Consider the following 18179-nt stretch of genomic DNA (forward strand, 5'->3'; position numbering starts at 1 on the left):
CCTTTATACTATGGAAGCGTGCAATTAATTGCTAGCTTCTTTGATCTTAGCGTGAACCTTCGTTTCAATTTCTTCCGCCAACTCTGGGTTGTCTTTCAGGAGTTGTTTAACCGCATCCCTACCTTGACCTAACTTGGTAGTGTCGTAGCTAAACCAAGAACCGCTCTTTTGAACAATCTCGTGCTCAACACCTAAGTCGATCAACTCACCCACTTTGGAAATTCCTTCACCGTACATGATATCGAATTCAGCCTGACGGAAAGGAGGAGCCACTTTGTTTTTCACCACCTTCACACGTACGCGGTTACCCACAACGTTGTCGGAATCTTTGATTTGTGAAGAACGACGGATATCCAAACGCACAGAAGAATAGAACTTCAAAGCATTACCACCTGTTGTGGTTTCAGGGTTTCCGAACATTACACCAATCTTTTCACGCAACTGGTTGATGAAAATGCAAGTACAGTTTGTTTTCGAGATTGTACCGGTAAGCTTACGAAGGGCTTGGGACATCAATCGGGCTTGAAGACCCACTTTTGAATCTCCCATCTCTCCTTCAATCTCACTCTTTGGAGTAAGCGCTGCAACGGAGTCGATAATTAAGATATCAATCGCACCAGAGCGAATCAAATTGTCGGCAATCTCTAGGGCTTGCTCACCGTTGTCAGGTTGAGAAATGATCAACTCTTCGGTGTTCACTCCCAATTTCTCTGCATAAGTACGGTCAAATGCATGCTCAGCATCCACAAAGGCAGCAATACCTCCGTTGCGTTGAGCTTCTGCAATGGCATGAAGAGTAAGCGTTGTTTTACCTGACGATTCAGGACCGTAGATTTCAACCACTCTACCTCGAGGATATCCACCAATACCCAATGCTATATCTAATCCCAATGAACCCGATGGAATGACATCCACCTCTACCACAGGGGCGTCGCCCATGCGCATTACAGCACCTTTGCCGTAAGTCTTGTCCATCTTATCCATCGTCAGCTTGAGAGCTTTCAGACGGGCGTCTTTATCGTTGCTCATGTAATTCTTTTTTCACTTGGACTTGAGGAACAAATATAATCCATCCAAGGCGGGCTAAGCGTTTTCAAACGACTAAGTTATCGACAGTCTTAAGCGTAGAGTTCTAGAAGTTGAGCGGCAGCTTCTTTGGACTTTACTTTGTGGATCACCTGCTCGATTTTGCCGTTCTCATCAATCACAAAAGTTTCGCGGTGAATACCGTCGTACTCCCTTCCCATAAACTTCTTCAAACCCCAAACTCCGTATGCCTTAATGACCTCTTTCTCTGTATCTGCAATCAGCGGAAAAGGAAGATTGTACTTCTCGGCAAACTTGGCGTGTTTCTTCTCGGTATCTGCAGAAACGCCTATGATCTCAAATCCCCTTTCCTGTAATTGAGTGTACTCATCGCGAAAACTACAAGCTTCGGCGGTACAGCCTGGGGTATCATCTTTTGGATAGAAGTATAAAACCACCTTTTTGCCCTTGTAATCGCTCAATTTGATTTCTTTGCCAGACTGATCGATTCCTGAAAAATCGGGAGCTGTATCCCCTACCTTTAGATGTGTCATAAGATTCTATTTTTGATGTCATATTCGGAACACCTCACGAAGCTAAAAGTTTGCATGCAATGACCAAAGCCGAAAAAGCACAGTTTGTAATTGACACCTTGGAAGATCTCTATCCGGAAACTCCAGTTCCTCTAGATCACACCGATGTGTACACACTTCTCATTGCGGTTCTTTTATCTGCACAGTGTACCGATGAAAGAGTGAACAAGGTAACCCCTTCTCTCTTCCAAGTCGCCCGTACCCCGCAGGAAATGATCAAGCTCTCTCGAGAAGAAATTGCCGACATTATTCGCCCATGCGGCCTGACCCCAATGAAGTCGAAGGGCATCTACGAGCTCTCTCATATTTTGCTTGATAAATACGATGGTGAAGTTCCACAATCAATGGAGGCATTAGAGGCCTTGCCAGCAGTTGGACATAAAACAGCAAGCGTTGTGATGAGCCAAGGATTCGGTGTTCCCGCCTTTCCGGTGGACACACATATCCATCGATTAATGTATCGCTGGGGCTTGACTACAGGTAAAAATGTGGTGCAAACAGAAAAAGATGCGAAACGTCTATTTCCAGAAGAGAAATGGAACAAGCTACATTTACAAATCATCTTTTACGGAAGACAATATTGCCCAGCCCGTGGTTGGGATCTCAGAAAGGATATCATCACAAAAACAATTGGAAGAAAATCGGTGATTTCCGAATGGGAAAAGGCCAATGGACCTCTTTAGAAGTCGGTGCTAAGTGAGAAGTAAAAGACGTTGTCCAACATCTTTCCATCTTCAATCCCCCAAGCCCAGTCCACGCGACAGAAATAACCCAGAATACGACTTCTCAAGCCGAAGCCCACTCCACCGATAAACGGATCTCTTTGGGTGTCTAGAACCACTGTGTACCCAGGAGTACTAACCGTTCTGGTATTCAACGCATTTTCTTCAGAGTACGGATGAAGTCCATTCCACGCGGTACCTACATCCCCAAATCCAATGATCTGAAAGTTCGCGAGGAAATCGTTCTGAACCGGACCATTGTACAGGTACTTCACAATGGGAACGCGAAGTTCTGAGTTGATGACTACAAAACTATTTCCGTTACGCGCATTCTGATAGAAACCACGCATATTGGTCACCACCGTTTGGAACACGTAGTTTTCGTTGGTTGCAAATGGAGTGTTGTTCTGGAAACCCGGACTAAATTCGTTGTCAACTCCTCCCAAATAGTGCAATAATTTTTCACGACCAAAGGAGGTTCCAAAAGCAAATCGATTCGCCCAGATTATCTCTCTGTGAACAGGCGTATAATGTCTCCAATCTATCCCAGCCGTGAACAGGCCAGAATTTGCCTTACTGAAGTTCTCATAGAATTCAGAGAAGACTTTATACCGCAATCCGTGATACAAGTTTACCCCCTTCTTACGTGTGTCATCATACACGTACTCGAATTTCAATATCCCGTAATCGGTAATCGTGATCGGATCCGTTTCTGGTGGAGCAATGGCCCCAGCATTATCCATCAAGATAATCTTTCGCTGATTTCGATATCCGGCAGAAAACTTGATCGCATCTACTTCACTAAATGGCCAAGTATACTTCTGGTGGGCTTCGTAGGTAATATATCTACCGTTTAAATTCAAATCGCTCAAGTACGTCACTTGACTCCTTCGATATAGCGTAGTTTCCTGATTGAGGCGTTTTTTAGAGTTGATGAATCCGACGAAAAATTCTGAATTAGGACTTAAACTCACTCCAGGAATAGGCTGAAAATCCGTTCTGAATCCGGCGACGGCTCTATAGTCGTTCATCAAGTCGATTACCCCCACTTTGAACATGGCATTGAAGCCAGTATTGATGAGTCCGCCACTTGGAGACCCCGTGAAAGGCTGATACTGCGGATAATCAAAAACGTTATCGATGGTTACTGTAAACTCATCTCGCTGGAAAGTGAGGAAGTAATTTCTCGCCGTGGGAATGGGAAAGTCTTCGCCAAACAAACTGTCGTTATTCGCCAATTGAGTGGTTCGGAGTTGTGGTACGGATCTCGGCCGAATCAACTCCAAAGCCTTGGGATCAAACTCGTAGTTATGGATATCAATATCTCGACTTGATCGAACATCCGAAATATCTTGAGAGTCTTCGGTAGGGAAGGCTCCATTCGCATTGCGCGATGCGCGTTTAAATTCACTGGGCCACACAAATTCGGTAACGCCCAAACGATATCGACCATCACGGAGGTAAATGCGCGCAACTCGTCCCGACTCGGCATTGATGTCATACCCCATAGCACCATAGCCTGGATTGTAAATCTCAGCTTGTTCAATGGAATAGTTATAATGGGTAGTTGTATCTACATAGGCGATTGAACTATCCAGTCGCACTAAAAACTCAACAGGAGGTCCCTGAGAAGATGCCAAATAAGCAAAATGACTTTTATCCACGGCCCTGGGTTGATACTCATCAAATCCGTCCGGCGTATTCAACCTCCAAAGAACTTGATCTTTCCTACCATCCATTCGATAAATAAAGAGATCAAAATCCTTCGGATGAATGTATACCTCTTCTCGAAGTCGAAGTGTATCATCCTTTCGATTAGAGCGGAAGACGACAAAATTGTCGTTGTTGATGAAGATGGGATCGAGGTCGGTATAGCCATCATTGGTCAGTGGAGTGACCGATCGGGACCGAACATTGTAAAGGAAGATATCCGATTGTCCTTGTTTAACAGCTGAGATGAGGAACTCTCTTCCATCCTTTGAGTACGTAATAGAACGAACCTTTTGGAAGATGAAAAACTCACGCTTCTCGAGCGTTTCATCTTCTACATTATAAAAGTAGAGCCAACTCATCCCCTCATCTTCCACTACCATGGCCAGGATCTTTCCATTGGGATGCCAAGCGAGAAGCGGGTAGGAAAAATCAGCATTCTGAGCGATGAGATGACCGCCTCTTAAAGCGGTGGTTCTGTCGTTCTCTTCAACATCTAGAACATTCACTTTGTATTTTCCCAAGCGATTTGAAACGTAGGCTACATATTTCCCTTCAGGAGATAGCAAGGGTCTGCTCAAAGAGGCATCTCTCCGACTTCGTCTGAGCTCTGAATCTTCTAAATCGTCATCGGTCCATCGGTCGGCATAACGATCGGCGTAAAACTTGCGCCAGTTGGCTAGCAATTGATCGGAATTCACCCCGAGGTTGTACTGAAGTCCTTTATCGATACTTCGCTCGCCTATAGTTGTGTACAGAATATTCTTAATGGTAGCTTGTCCATAAGTCTGAGCGATATAATTCCATATGGAATGTCCAGCCATTCGAGCCTCCACACCCGTTAGGGCATAGAGATGATCGTAATCATCATGGGCCATACCATCCATGATGTAATTCTCAACATCAGAAGTGTAGGGATAAGCCATGAAAGCCAGCAGCCCTTCCGTGTACCACTCTGGGAGATTCAGAAGTGTACTATTTCGCAGACTCTGAGTAAAACCACCGTACATCAAGTTACCGAGTCCAAGTCCGGTTAGCCCCTCAATTACCTGAGATTCCATATGGGTGTAATCACCGTCGAAATACACAAACATGCGGGTTCCATCAAAGTGGGTAACCCCCCCTGTATTGTAAGCATCCTCCGTAGAAGCGTTAACGTTGCTTTGCTTGAGGTCGGTAAGCGTGTTGAACACCATTACTTGGATACGCTCATCCAGAGGCACATCCAAGTTCGATTCGGTAATGGGCATTTGGCGACTCATCATTCTAGCCACTTGCTCGGCCACATCTCTACCATTATCGTAGAAGAAAACGTCGAATCGTTCGTATCTAAAAAAGCGCCAATCAAATTCTTTGTACTCTACTCTGTTCTTTCCGAAGGTTTGATGCAAACCATAGTAAAACTGCGCATTGCTCTCTAGGGTAGAGAGAACAATTGCGGAGCAGATTATAATGAATCGAAGTAGGCCCTTTTGCATACAGGATAAAGGTAAACAATCAAGATAGGCTATGCACACACATAACGCAATACGAACGGATTCAGTTTGCGGATGCCATCAACAAAAAAACCACCTGCCATACGACAGGTGGTTCCTTATGCTCATTCGGACTAACTAGTACTCCGAGAAATTCAATTACTGTACAGTAAGCTTGAATGTGCTAACCGCGTCTCCTTTTTGTACGCTAAGTACGTACACACCAGGAGTAAGGTCAACAAGTGATACTGGAAGTGAAGTACCTGCGATTGCAGTTTCACTTTGTTGTACAATCACACGACCGTTCAAGTCTACTACACGGATATCAACAGAACCGTTAACATCACCGAACTCAAGATTCACGTAATCTGTAGCCGGGTTAGGGTAAACAGAGATTTCGTTGTTCAAATCTTGCTCATCGATAGAGATGGTCATACAAGCAGTAGCTGTAGCTGCTGGACAAAGAACCGCACGGATGTGTGGAGCGTTGAGATCCAAACTGTTTTGGAAACCAGTGTACCAACGTGGGCTGCTCAATGTGTAGTACATCAACGCTGAAGTTGGTGGCTCTGGGAAAGATTGGTCGTTACGGATGTTGATTGGGTTTGCATCAGCGTTAGAGAACATAGTAACTACGATGTAGTAAGCTCCTGTGTTCGCAGTGCTCAAGAAAACTGGGTAACCATCTGTACCAGTAAGGTCAGCACGAATAACTCTGTTCGCAACATCTGTCGCTGTAACCGTGTGCTGGTAGTAAGCCAATGGTGAAGAAGGGAAACCGTTTGTGAAATCAAAACCAGTTGAGTCATACACGGTTACTTCAATTACACCACCTGCTACAGTAGAAGCAGACAACCAGATATCAGCACCGAACAGACGCTCGTCTTGTTCAAGTTCCATACGTACCGCAAGTGCAGATCCATCAGGACCGATATTATCTGTACCGAAACGGTTATCGAATGAATTGAAGTCAAGTGACATCAATGAATCTGTCACATAAAGACGGAAAGTATCCATTGGCATAGGAGCCACTGTACCATTTACTGAATCCGACTTAGCGATGTAAACAATCTGATAGTTGTCTTCAGCCGTTGGAGTCCATGATGAAGTGTTCATCACGTTGTAATCTGCAGTATCTCCAGCGTTCAAAGAAACAGAAGAAGAGTTCAATGTTTGGATTACATTCTGACCTCCGTCAAGAATTCTCATCTCAAGTTGAACATTCGTTTGGGTGTCCCAACCGAAGTTTAGAATGTTTGAGTCGAAAGAAACGGCGCGTGCTTGCTTCAAAGTCATGATGCCGTACTTGCTACCACCTGGAGTAGTACCATAGATCATGTCGTGTGCAGGAGCTCCGTCGTTGTTATCTACAAAACGAAGTGAGTGACGTGGAAGATCAGCAATCACGATATCGTCAAGAATCCAGAAGTAGTAACTGTTACCGTTTGCATTACCTGGACGACCGTCAAAGATGAAACGAAGTTTCACGTTAGATTGGTTACCCAAAAGGCTAGAAAGGTTGTACTGAAGTCTGTCAGCATTTGGCGATTGACCGTTCACACCCAAGCTAGCATCTGTGTAAGAAGTAATGGTGTCTGTCCAAGTTGTACCACCGTCGATAGAAAGTGCGATCTGGAAGTTAGCATAGAATACACGAGCGTAACTTTGCAATTCCAACATTACATAAGGGTGACCAGAAAGGTCAATAGAACCCGTAGTCAAAGTACCTACGTGAGGAGCTGGAGCTGTACCACCACCTTCGTTACCTTGAATACCACCGTTATCTAGGAAGTCAGAATCGAAAATTACGAAACCGTTAGATGCAGTTGTAGAAAGGATTGGATCATTTGCCGCACCATAAGCACCTCTTGTACCTTGAGTGTTGTCTGGCGTAGTGCTAGTACCTCTATATTCCCAAACTGCTGTTGCAAGTGGGTTGAGGTTACCATCGAAGCCTTGGTTGCTCCATGTAGCTGGGATGCCGTTTGCGAAATCTTCAGACCAAATAACGGCTTCTGTAGTAGCCGTCGACTGAAGTTGTTTTTTCACAACTGCATCTTTGTCCAACTTGCTCAATTGAGCAGGAAGTTGGTTCACATTCTCCTGACCGAAGGCTGTAACGCCAATAGCCAGACCAAGAAGAGATAAAGTAATCTTCTTCATCTTTTGTGTTTTTGTTTGTTGTTGTGACGATTCTCGCCACCATCGATTTGTGTGTCTGTCAACTAGGTTAACGTTAAGAACACTGCAATGGTTGGTAGAGATTGAAGGTTTTCTCAACTAACCACGAAATGCTCTTCTAGACAAATAGCAAGATAGACTACCTCAGCGTCCTCACCAACAGAAGAATATATACCGGTAATACATATCACCTTATTAGTTGTAAAGGAGGGAATAAAAAAAGCCGGCCCGAATCACTTCGGGCCGGCTCATGTGCGAGCTAGTCAAGTATACTTACTTGATGATGAGTTTGTATGTGCTCATTGCTTCACCTTGAGAGATGTTCATCATGTAAACACCTGGAGTCAAGTTAGCAAGTGAAACTTCGAGGCTAGAACCTGCAACTGCAGTTTCGTTAGCACTCATGATAACGCGACCTTGAAGATCAACCACTTCGTAGTTGAAGTCTCCAGAGAAGTCGTCACCGAAGTTTACGAATACTTTGTCGTCAGCTGGGTTTGGACCAACAGTTACTTGGCTTTCGATAGAAACTTCTTCTACACCGATTGTCATACAAGTAGCAGCTGCAGAAGCTGGACAAGTAATTGCGCGGATTAGAGGAGCGTTCAAAGAAAGGCTGTTAGAGAAACCTGTGTACCAACGTGGGCTGCTCAATGTGTAGTACATGATTGCAGACATTGCAGGTTGTGGGAACGTTTGATCGTTCGCAATTGCAATTGCGTTAGCACCAGCATTTGAGAAGAACGTAGCCACGATGTAATAAGCACCAGTATTTGAAGTACTCAAGTACACAGGGAAACCGTCATTACCTGTAAGGTCAGCGCGGAAGAATCCGTTGTCAACATCCGTCTGAGTAATAGTGTGCTGGTAGTATGCCAATGGCTGAGTTGGGAAACCGTTTGTGAAATCAAAACCAGTTGAATCGTAAACAGTAACTTCAATCACACCACCTGGAACTGTAGCTGTTGACAAGTAGATGTCGGTAGCAAATAGACGCTCGTCTTGAACAAGGTCCATACGAACTGCAACCGCAGAACCGTCATCACCGATGTTCGCTGTACCGAAACGGTTGTCGAATGAATTGAAGTCAAGTGACATCATTGAATCGGTAACGTAGATATCAAAAGTATCTGCAACAAGTGAAGTAACAGAGTCAGACTTCGCGATGTAAACAATCTTGTAGTTGTCTTCACCAGAAGGAGTCCAAGCCGCAGTGTTCATCACAGAGTAGTCAGCAACAGCACCTGAAGCCAAGCTTACAGTTGATGAGTTCAAAGTTTGAACTACGTTGTTACCGCCGTCCAAGATGCGAACTTCCAATGCTACGTTAGACTGCGTATCCCAACCAAAGTTAAGGATGTTTGAGTCGAAAGAGATAGCGCGGTTTTGCTTGAATGGCATAACACCATGCTTGCTACCACCAGCCACTGTACCGTAGATGATGTCGTGTGCAGGAGCACCATCAGTTGGGTTATCTACGAAACGCAATGAGTGACGTGGAAGGTCTTTCAATCGGATATCATCCAACATCCAGAAGTAGTAGCTGTTACCATTGGCGTTACCTGGGCGACCGTCAAAGATGAAACGCATCTTAACGTTGCTTTGGTTACCAATGATGCTAGATACGTTTACTTGTACCAAGTCAGCGTTAGGTGATGAGTTATTCACACCCAAAGAAGCGTCTGTATAAATAGTAGCCGTATCACCCCAAGTTGTACCACCGTCAATAGAGAAGGCTACTTGGAAGTTTGCGAAGAATACACGTGCGTAGCTCTCCATTTCCAACATCACATACGGCTCACCAGAAAGGTCGATCGTAGAAGTTGTCAATGTACCTACATGTGGAGCTGGTGCTGAACCACCACCCATGTTTGAGCTGTTACCGCCGTTATCAAGGTAATCAGAGTCAAAAATAATGAAACCGTTACCCGTTGTAGTCGATGCAATCGGAGCATTTTGTCCGGTAGAAACTCCAGAATAAGCTCCGCGTGAACCTTCTGCGTTGGTTGGAGTGGTAGATGTACCACGGTATTCCCAAACTGCAGCTGCAAGCGGGTTCAAGTTCCCGTCATAACCTGCGTTTGTCCATGTTGCTGGGATACCATTCGCAAAATCTTCTGACCAAAGGATAGCTTCCGAGCCTCTGTAATCAGCAGACACGTTACCGCGTACCATAGTCTCCAAGTTTGCTTCTTCCAATTGCGCAGGAAGCGTGTTCGCTTGTTCCTGACCGAAGGCAGCTGCGCCAACCATCAGACCCAAGAGAGTCGGAGTAAATTTCTTCATGTTAAGAAATGTTTTAGTTAATCACTAATGAGCAATACGCAATATTACCCAAATTTAACTTAACATCAAATGAAGATGCCCCTCACTTTTGTAAGGGGCATCCACATTATTTACCGAAAATTGATATTTACAACCAGTAAGTAGCTGTTATGCATACTCTTCCACAGGAGCACAAGTACACATCAAATTTCTATCTCCATATGCATCATCCACTCGTCGTACAGATGGCCAAAACTTGTTCTCCATAATATAATCCAATGGGAATGAAGCTTTTTGGCGACTATATGGCAAAGTCCATTCATCACCAACGGTCATTTGCAAGGTGTGAGGCGCATTTTTCAACACGTTGTTTTCTGGATCAACTTGCTCACTTACAATCTCATCCACTTCTTTGCGAATGCTAATCAAGGCATCACAGAAACGATCGAGCTCTACCTTTCCTTCACTTTCAGTTGGCTCCACCATTAGGGTACCTGCAACTGGGAAAGAAACGGTTGGCGCATGGTAGCCATAGTCCATTAATCGCTTGGCAATGTCTACGACTTCTACTCCAGCTTCACGTTTAAACGGACGACAATCCAAGATCATTTCGTGCGCACAACGTCCAGTTTCTCCGGTATACAATACTGCGTAATGACCTTCTAGTCTATGCTTGATGTAGTTTGCATTGAGAATCGCATACTTGGTAGAATTTGTCAACCCTTTGCTGCCCAACATCTTGATGTAAGCATAGCTAATCAACAATACCAAGCTACTTCCCCAAGGCGCTGCAGAAATACTTGAAATCCCTTGAGAACCTCCCGTGCGTACAAGTTCGTTGCCCGGTAGGAATGGAGCCAAGTGCTTGCGAACACAAATTGGGCCCATGCCTGGTCCACCACCACCGTGAGGAATGGCAAAGGTCTTGTGCAAGTTCAAGTGACAAACGTCTGCTCCAATCAAACCTGGAGATGTCAATCCCACTTGTGCATTCATATTCGCACCATCCATGTATACCTGTCCACCTCTCTCGTGAATGATTCCAGTCACTTCCGTAACACTGGCTTCAAATACACCGTGCGTTGATGGATATGTGATCATCAAACACGCAAGGTTATCGGCGTGCTTGTCGGCTTTCGCCTTGAGGTCTTCTACATCGATATTGCCTCGTTCGTCACACTTCACCACCACGACCTTCATTCCGGCCATTACTGCCGATGCAGGGTTGGTTCCGTGTGCAGAAGAAGGGATGATTGCCACATCTCTGTGTCCTTCACCTCTTGACTGGTGATAGGCACGAATGACCATCAATCCAGCATACTCGCCCTGAGCCCCGCTGTTTGGCTGTAGTGATGTTGCATCAAATCCTGTGATCTCAGCCAAATCTCTCTCGAGTTCATTCAGGATATATTGGTACCCTTCCGCCTGTTTTACAGGAACAAATGGGTGAATATTACCAAAGCTAGGCCAGCTCAACGGCAACATTTCAGTGGCTGCATTCAACTTCATGGTACAGCTACCCAATGGAATCATACTGTGATTCAACGACAAATCTTTGCGCTCCAATTTCTTGAGGTAACGCATCATTTCTGTCTCACTGTGGTAGGTGTTGAATACATCGTGCTCTAAGAACGAACTGGTTCTCACGAAATCAGCTGGCAATTGATCTGCCTGAATGAAGTCGTCGTAAACTGGAGCTTCCATCTCTTTGGCCATCGCCAAAACAGTGAGAATATCGTTTACGTGCTCCACTGAAGTGTGTTCGTTCAAGCTAATACCGATACGTGTGCTGTACATGTATCGGAAGTTAATTTTGTGCTCTTCAGCAATCTTTTGAAGATTGATTTGATCCACATCACCCAACTCCACTTCAAGCGTGTCGAAGAAGGTTTCGTTCAATTGCTCGTAGCCCAACTTGGTCAAACCATCGTTCAAGGTTACTGCAGAACGGTGGATGGTGGTTGCAATGCGCTTCAAGCCATCTGGACCGTGATAAACGGCATACATACCTGCCATCACCGCCAACAATACCTGAGCAGTACAAATGTTAGAAGTGGCTCTGTCACGCTTGATGTGTTGCTCGCGAGTCTGAAGTGCCATGCGAAGTGCAGGGTTGCCATCGCGGTCAATCGTCTGACCGATGATACGGCCTGGAATCAATCGCTTGTATTCATCACGGGTGGCAAAGAAAGCCGCGTGTGGACCTCCATAGCCCAATGGGATACCAAAACGCTGAGTAGTACCTACTACAACATCGGCTCCCCATTCACCTGGAGGCGTTAGCATTACCAAACTCATGATATCTGCAGCAACTGCCACAAGAGCTCCTGCTTCATGAGCGCGCTGTACAAAGGCGCGGTAATCGTGGATCGTTCCTACTACATCTGGATATTGAAGAAGGGCACCAAAGAACTCTTCGCTAAAGCTGAATTCTCTGTGTGTACCAATCACCAATTCAATTCCCATTGGCTCGCAACGAGTTTTGAGTAGGTCGATATTCTGTGGCAAACAGTCTTTTGAAACAAAGAACTTGTTTGCGTTCGCTTTTACTTTTTCTCTGGAACGCGCTGCGAACATCATGCTCATGGCTTCTGCAGCAGCCGTCGCTTCATCGAGAAGTGAGGCATTTGCCAACTCCATTCCGGTCAATTCGGAAACCATCGTCTGATAGTTCAACAAAGCCTCAAGGCGACCTTGTGCAATTTCAGCTTGGTACGGAGTGTAAGCGGTATACCATCCTGGGTTCTCTAGAATGTTTCGCTGAATAACACCGGGCAAGATGGTGTTGTGGTAACCCAGCCCGATATACGTTCGGAATACCTGATTCTTTCTAGCTTGTTCTTGAATGTGTACAAGAAACTCTTGTTCGGTCAATGCAGGAGCCAAATTCAATGGCTCTTTCATGCGAATGTTGTCCGGTACAGTTTGGGCGATCAACTCATCAAGAGAATCAACGCCGATCGTCTTGAGCATCTCCTCAGCTTCATGATCGCGAGGGCCAATATGACGGAAGGCAAAAGAATGGGTTTTCATGGACGAACTCACTTCTAAATTTAGGCCGCAAAGTTACGATGACTGAGTGATTTGACCGAATGTGTGTCATACTGTTTTTTATCCTCTCTGCAACCCGCGTGGATGCAAAGGTTTTGTTACGTTTGCGTATGTTTCAACGCCTTGCTCGTAGCTTCGTTTATTCGAATTTCTGGGTGGGATTGGCAGTGACCAGTCTTTCTGTGGTATCCTTTCTAACTTTTCGAGATTGGAATTGGAACTATGTGCTGCTTTGCTTCACCTCTACCATTGCCTTTTACGGCTATGCCAGATTGGTGGAGAGCGTTGAAGTGGAAGAGACTCCAGAACAGCACATCGCCGCATGGACACTCTCTCATCGGAATAGCATCATTGGCATCTCTGTCATTTGCACCCTAGCCAGTATTTACTTTTGGTTTGATTTGGAGAGCACACCTCGATGGGCCTTCGCCTTGGCTAGCGGGTTGAGTGGACTGTACACGCTGCCCAGTCTTTTTAACCGAAGGGGCGTGCGTTATTTTGCAGGATTCAAACTGTTCTACATCGCAGCCATCTGGACAGTGGTTACACTAACCATTCCCGCTTTGATTTCTGAGGTGGAAGTCGATCTTGCCCTCGTTTTACACCACCTGGAAAGATTGCTCTTCTTAATTGCCATCACTATCCCTTTTGATATTCGAGATGCGCGCACTGACGCCACCGATATGTTGACACTTCCCATGTGGATAGGGGTTACTGGAGCTAGAAATGTGGCACTGACATGTGTGGCTTTTGTCATCTTGCTTCAACTTTATCCGGGGTACAATGTTACCGGGATACCGTGGACCGAAGTAGGCGTTTACTTGCTTACTGGTTATTTGGTCCATCGTTCAGATGAAGAACTACCCGACATGTACTTCAGTTTTGTGATTGAAGGATTGCCCATCATCCTCGCCGTCGCAACGGCAATTTGGTTTGGGGCATCGTACATTTCGGTCTAACTTAGCGCTCCAATTCACCCTCCATGAGTATGAAATTCACGAAAGAATACGCACTTGAAGCTGATGCTCAAGACCGTTTGAGCCCATTGAGAAAAGAATTCCGAATTCCTCAACACAAAGGAGAAGACGTGATGTATTTCACAGGCAACAGCCTTGGTCTTCAACCCGTTAAAGCCAAGCAATACATAGAGGAGGAGCTGGAAGATTGGGCAAACTTAGGCGTTGAAGGTCATGAACACGCTCGCCGACCTTGGATGCCTTACCACGAAAACTTCACAAAATCCCTCGCGCGCATCGTTGGGGCTGAAGAATCAGAAGTGGTTTCAGTTGGAACACTGACCAATAACCTACACCTCTTGATGGTGAGTTTCTATCGCCCTACTAAAAATCGATACAAGATCCTTTGTGAAGCCAAGGCTTTTCCTTCAGATCAATACGCCCTTGCCAGTCAGGCGCGCTTCCATGGCTACGAGCCCAAAGATGCCATCATTGAAGTTGCTCCTCGAGAAGGCGAGCACACCATTCGAGAAGAGGATTTCCTTCAAGTTATAGAAGAACACGGTGAATCCATCGCAATGATGATGGTAGGCGGTGTTAACTATTACACTGGACAGGTGTTCGACATGGGCAAACTCACCTCTGCAGCTCAAAAGAAAGGCATCGTTGTAGGATGGGACCTCGCTCATGGAGTGGGGAACATCGAACTCAAACTTCACGATTGGAATGTGGATTTTGCCGCTTGGTGTACCTACAAATATTTGAATTCTGGTCCAGGTTCTATAGCCGGACTCTTTGTTCACAAGCGCCACCATGGCTTAAGCGATATTCCTCGTTTTGAAGGATGGTGGGGTCATGACAAATCGACCCGCTTTGCCATGCCCGATCAATTTGTTCCCATTCCAACAGCGGAAGCTTGGCAACTGAGTAATGCTCCAGTGTTTGCCATGGCTGCTCAACGTGCATCTTTGGATTTATACGACAAAGTAGAGCTCGCCGAACTCCGTGCTAAAGGAAGAAAATTGAGTCAGTACTTGCGCTTTGTGCTCGCCGAAGTATCGGCACAAACTGGACAGCCAATTGAGGTGATTACACCTAGCGGAGAATCTGAAAGCGGTTGCCAAGTGAGCACGCTTTTCCCCGGCCAAGGCAAGGATTTATTTAATCGCCTTCTCGCTAAAGGAGTTATTGCCGATTGGCGCGAACCACATGTAATTCGCTTAGCTCCAGTTCCCATGTACAACTCGTTCACCGATATCTATCGCTTTGGCGAAACCCTTCTCGCTGAATTGAAAAACGCATAATAGAAATGAAAAACGCTACCATTGCCGGCGCTGGTTTAGTAGGCTCTCTTTGGGCTGTATACTTGGCAAAAAGAGGATATAAAGTAGATATCTACGAAAGTCGAACTGACCTTAGAAAAGCGAACCTTTCCGCTGGTAAATCCATCAACCTCGCTCTTAGTGATAGAGGCTGGAAAGCCCTTGAGAAAGTAGGTTTGGGAGATGAAATCCGCAAGGTGGCTATACCGATGTATGGCCGAATGATTCACGCCCTAGATGGTAGTTTAACACATCAACCCTACAGCGTAAACGGCGATGCGATTTGGAGCGTCTCTCGCGGAGGATTGAACTGTGTATTGATGGATCTTGCGGAAGCTCAAGGTAACGTTGATATCCACTTTAACCACAAATGCACTGGGGTAGATTTGGAAACGGGATCTGCTACTTTTTCAGAAAGAAATTCTGGAGAGAAAGTAATGACCGAACCCGGTCTGCTCTTTGGTACGGATGGCGCATTCTCTGCGGTTCGTAAAGCCATGCAGCGTACGGATCGCTTCAACTACCAGCAAGAATACATTGAGCACGGATACAAGGAGCTCAGCATTCATCCGAATGAAGATGGAACGCATAAGATTGAAAAGAATGCGCTTCACATTTGGCCAAGAGGAGAGTTCATGCTCATCGCCCTTCCGAACTTAGATGGAAGCTTTACTTGTACGCTCTTCCACCCCTACGGCGGCGAAGTGGGCTTTGATGCACTAGACACCGACGAGAAGGTGGTAGATTTCTTTAAGTCAACCTTCCCTGACGCGTATGAACTCATGCCACATTTGTTAGACGATTGGCACGAGAACCCAACGAGTTCATTGGTGATTATTCGCTGTTTCCCATGGACGAAGAACGGTAAAGTTGCACTGCTTGGTGATGCATCTCACGCCATCGTGCCATTCTATGGGCAAGGCATGAATGCAGGTTTTGAAGACTGTACCATCTTCGAGAAATTCTTAGAAGAGACCAACGAAGACTGGCCTACTGCGATGAAGCTGTACGAAGAAGAACGCAAGCCAAACGGTGATGCCATTGCTGAACTAGCCATGCGCAACTTCGTTGAAATGCGAGACCTTACAGGCGATCCAAAATTCTTGCTTCAAAAACAGATTGAGCGCAAGTTTGCGAAACTCCACCCTGGAAAGTGGATGCCACTCTACGCCATGGTCACCTTTACCGATATTCCATACGCCAAGGCAAACAACCGTGGAAAATTCCAAGATGCGATCATGGAGGAAATCATGGCCATGCCGAATATTGAAGACAACTGGGATAGCGACGAAGTAATGTCGGCTATGCTAGAAAAGCTCGGATAATTATTTCACCTGAGCCGCTCTTACTTTTTTGAAGAGCTCTGAAGTAAAGACGAAATCGAGCACATCTCTCTCATCACTGTGTAAGATTTCGTCTTTGTTTCCTTCCCACACCTTATACCCTTCTTTCAAAAGAATGATGTGATCTCCAATTTCCAAAACGGAGTTCATATCGTGGGTATTCACCACTGTAGTAATGTTGTACTCTTCGGTGATCTCTTGAATGAGGTTATCAATCACAATGGCCGTTTCTGGATCCAATCCACTATTCGGCTCATCACAAAAGAGATACTTTGGATTCATGGCAATGGCACGAGCAATGGCAACGCGCTTTTGCATTCCCCCAGAAATCTCTGCTGGAAAGCGTTGATGTGCATTCTCCAATTGGACACGAGACAAACAGAAATCAGCTCTGTCTTTCTTTTCGCTATCACTCATCTCTGCAAAGAAATTGAGCGGAAACATCACGTTTTCTAGAACCGTTTGAGAGTCGAACAAAGCGCCTCCCTGAAACACCATTCCAATCTCTTGTCGGAGGAGCTTCCTTTCGTCCTTCGACAATTCGGCTACGTCTCTTCCATCGTATCTTATTGAACCTGCATCAATATCATACAGGCCCAAAACACTCTTTAGAAAAACGGTTTTTCCCGAACCCGATCTACCAATAATCAAATTGGTTTTTCCCGGTTCAAAAACAACGTCGATGCCTTTCAGTACCTCGGTTCCGTTAAATCCCTTCTTTAATCCGTTAACTTCAATCATCAGTTCAGGAGTAAATCGGTGAGAATGTAGTTGAATACAATAATGGCCAAAGACGCATTAACCACAGCGGTGGTGCTCGATCTACCGACCTCAATAGCACCTCCTTTTACAGAGTACCCAAAGTAGCCCGCAATAGAGGAAATCAAGAACGCAAACACAATCATCTTGATGATTGCATAGGTAATGTAGAACGGATTCCAGCCCATTTGAAGACCGAGAATAAAGTCGCTAAAGATCACCATTCCCGTATAATTCCCGGCTAGATATCCTCCTGCTAAGCCCAAGAACACACTGATAACCAGCAAGACGGGATTAAAAAATACAGATGCCGCAATTTTGGGCAAAATCAGATAATTCGCTGAATTGATCCCCATCACTTCCAGTGCATCGATTTGCTCTGAAGTCCGCATAGTTCCAATGGTAGAAGCAATGTTAGACCCCACCTTTCCAGCCAAAATCAAACTGACCATGGTCGGTGAAAATTCTAGAATAATGGATTCACGCACCGCAATAGCCACGTAGTATGAAGGAATGAATGGATCATCCAAATTCAAAGCCGTTTGAATGGTTACAACCGCTCCCATGAAAAGGGATATGATGGCAACAATCCAAATGGAATCCAAACCGAGAAGATCTACCTCACGCCAAAAGGCTTTCCAACTCTCTCGCCAACTTTCTGGCCTGCGGAACGTTCTCCACATGAGCAGGAGGTAATCTCCAATACCATTAAAGAATCTCTGGATCATGCCGCTAAAATAAGTTTAATTTTGTGGGACAACTTCAGGATATGAAAG

The 18179-nt window shown here is 45.4% G+C and carries 12 protein-coding genes; 4 read left to right on the forward strand and 8 right to left on the reverse strand.

What is annotated here, in order from left to right; genetic code table 11:
* Positions 1–24: 24 nt before the first annotated feature.
* Both recA and bcp read right to left on the reverse strand, forming a co-directional pair.
* Positions 25–1029: a recombinase RecA gene (gene recA, locus F8C82_RS09520; protein WP_151693356.1), complete on the reverse strand. Its 1005-nt coding sequence runs from the start codon at positions 1027–1029 to the stop codon at positions 25–27.
* An 89-nt stretch (positions 1030–1118) separates the two neighbouring features.
* Complete coding sequence (bcp, locus tag F8C82_RS09525) at positions 1119–1580, reverse strand: thioredoxin-dependent thiol peroxidase (protein WP_151693357.1); 462 nt, start codon at positions 1578–1580, stop codon at positions 1119–1121.
* A gap of 59 nt (positions 1581–1639) precedes the next feature.
* Between bcp and nth the strand changes: the two genes are divergently transcribed.
* Positions 1640–2302: an endonuclease III gene (nth, locus tag F8C82_RS09530; protein ID WP_151693358.1), complete on the forward strand. Its 663-nt coding sequence runs from the start codon at positions 1640–1642 to the stop codon at positions 2300–2302.
* Here nth and F8C82_RS09535 read toward each other — a convergent pair.
* The 4 genes from F8C82_RS09535 to gcvP all read right to left on the reverse strand — a co-directional run bounded on the left by F8C82_RS09535 (position 2299) and on the right by gcvP (position 13005).
* On the reverse strand, positions 2299–5529 hold the full coding sequence (locus tag F8C82_RS09535; RefSeq protein WP_151693359.1) for a hypothetical protein: 3231 nt from the start codon (positions 5527–5529) through the stop codon (positions 2299–2301). The two genes, nth and F8C82_RS09535, sit on opposite strands and share 4 nt — an antisense overlap.
* A gap of 156 nt (positions 5530–5685) precedes the next feature.
* Positions 5686–7689, reverse strand: coding sequence for a T9SS type A sorting domain-containing protein (locus tag F8C82_RS09540; protein WP_151693360.1), 2004 nt, complete (start codon positions 7687–7689; stop codon positions 5686–5688).
* A gap of 291 nt (positions 7690–7980) precedes the next feature.
* Positions 7981–9993, reverse strand: coding sequence for a T9SS type A sorting domain-containing protein (locus F8C82_RS09545; protein ID WP_151693361.1), 2013 nt, complete (start codon positions 9991–9993; stop codon positions 7981–7983).
* Positions 9994–10140: 147 nt separating this feature from the next.
* A complete protein-coding gene (gcvP, locus tag F8C82_RS09550) occupies positions 10141–13005 on the reverse strand; it encodes an aminomethyl-transferring glycine dehydrogenase (RefSeq protein WP_151693362.1) in 2865 nt (954 codons plus the stop codon).
* Positions 13006–13133: 128 nt separating this feature from the next.
* Between gcvP and F8C82_RS09555 the strand changes: the two genes are divergently transcribed.
* The 3 genes from F8C82_RS09555 to F8C82_RS09565 are packed head-to-tail and all read left to right on the forward strand — an operon-like array spanning position 13134 to position 16626.
* Positions 13134–13982: a UbiA prenyltransferase family protein gene (locus F8C82_RS09555; RefSeq protein WP_151693363.1), complete on the forward strand. Its 849-nt coding sequence runs from the start codon at positions 13134–13136 to the stop codon at positions 13980–13982.
* 29 nt (positions 13983–14011) lie between these two features.
* The gene (gene kynU / locus F8C82_RS09560; protein WP_317132277.1) at positions 14012–15283 is read left to right on the forward strand and encodes a kynureninase; all 1272 of its coding nucleotides are present in this window, start codon (positions 14012–14014) and stop codon (positions 15281–15283) included.
* A 5-nt stretch (positions 15284–15288) separates the two neighbouring features.
* On the forward strand, positions 15289–16626 hold the full coding sequence (locus tag F8C82_RS09565; RefSeq protein ID WP_151693365.1) for an FAD-dependent oxidoreductase: 1338 nt from the start codon (positions 15289–15291) through the stop codon (positions 16624–16626).
* Here F8C82_RS09565 and F8C82_RS09570 read toward each other — a convergent pair whose 3' ends face one another.
* Both F8C82_RS09570 and F8C82_RS09575 read right to left on the reverse strand, forming a co-directional pair.
* Entirely contained in the window at positions 16627–17385 is a 759-nt protein-coding gene (locus F8C82_RS09570; protein ID WP_151693366.1) for an ABC transporter ATP-binding protein, read from the reverse strand.
* Positions 17385–18131: an MlaE family ABC transporter permease gene (locus F8C82_RS09575; protein WP_151693367.1), complete on the reverse strand. Its 747-nt coding sequence runs from the start codon at positions 18129–18131 to the stop codon at positions 17385–17387. The genes F8C82_RS09570 and F8C82_RS09575 overlap by 1 nt, the downstream gene beginning before the upstream one ends.
* Positions 18132–18179: the final 48 nt, after the last annotated feature.

This window comes from Phaeocystidibacter marisrubri (genome assembly GCF_008933165.1).
GTDB classification, from domain to species: Bacteria; Bacteroidota; Bacteroidia; order Flavobacteriales; family Schleiferiaceae; genus Phaeocystidibacter; species Phaeocystidibacter marisrubri.

What these genes read in the sequence shown, in the direction of transcription:
- F8C82_RS09575 (WP_151693367.1), bottom strand. Translation starts at nt 18,131, where the DNA reads ATGATCCAGAGATTCTTTAATGGTATTGGAGATTACCTCCTGCTCATG.
- kynU (WP_317132277.1), top strand. Translation starts at nt 14,012, where the DNA reads ATGAAATTCACGAAAGAATACGCACTTGAAGCTGATGCTCAAGACCGT.
- F8C82_RS09540 (WP_151693360.1), bottom strand. Translation starts at nt 7,689, where the DNA reads ATGAAGAAGATTACTTTATCTCTTCTTGGTCTGGCTATTGGCGTTACA.
- F8C82_RS09570 (WP_151693366.1), bottom strand. Translation starts at nt 17,385, where the DNA reads ATGATTGAAGTTAACGGATTAAAGAAGGGATTTAACGGAACCGAGGTA.
- F8C82_RS09535 (WP_151693359.1), bottom strand. Translation starts at nt 5,529, where the DNA reads ATGCAAAAGGGCCTACTTCGATTCATTATAATCTGCTCCGCAATTGTT.
- gcvP (WP_151693362.1), bottom strand. Translation starts at nt 13,005, where the DNA reads ATGAAAACCCATTCTTTTGCCTTCCGTCATATTGGCCCTCGCGATCAT.
- F8C82_RS09565 (WP_151693365.1), top strand. Translation starts at nt 15,289, where the DNA reads ATGAAAAACGCTACCATTGCCGGCGCTGGTTTAGTAGGCTCTCTTTGG.
- recA (WP_151693356.1), bottom strand. Translation starts at nt 1,029, where the DNA reads ATGAGCAACGATAAAGACGCCCGTCTGAAAGCTCTCAAGCTGACGATG.
- bcp (WP_151693357.1), bottom strand. Translation starts at nt 1,580, where the DNA reads ATGACACATCTAAAGGTAGGGGATACAGCTCCCGATTTTTCAGGAATC.
- F8C82_RS09555 (WP_151693363.1), top strand. Translation starts at nt 13,134, where the DNA reads ATGTTTCAACGCCTTGCTCGTAGCTTCGTTTATTCGAATTTCTGGGTG.
- nth (WP_151693358.1), top strand. Translation starts at nt 1,640, where the DNA reads ATGACCAAAGCCGAAAAAGCACAGTTTGTAATTGACACCTTGGAAGAT.
- F8C82_RS09545 (WP_151693361.1), bottom strand. Translation starts at nt 9,993, where the DNA reads ATGAAGAAATTTACTCCGACTCTCTTGGGTCTGATGGTTGGCGCAGCT.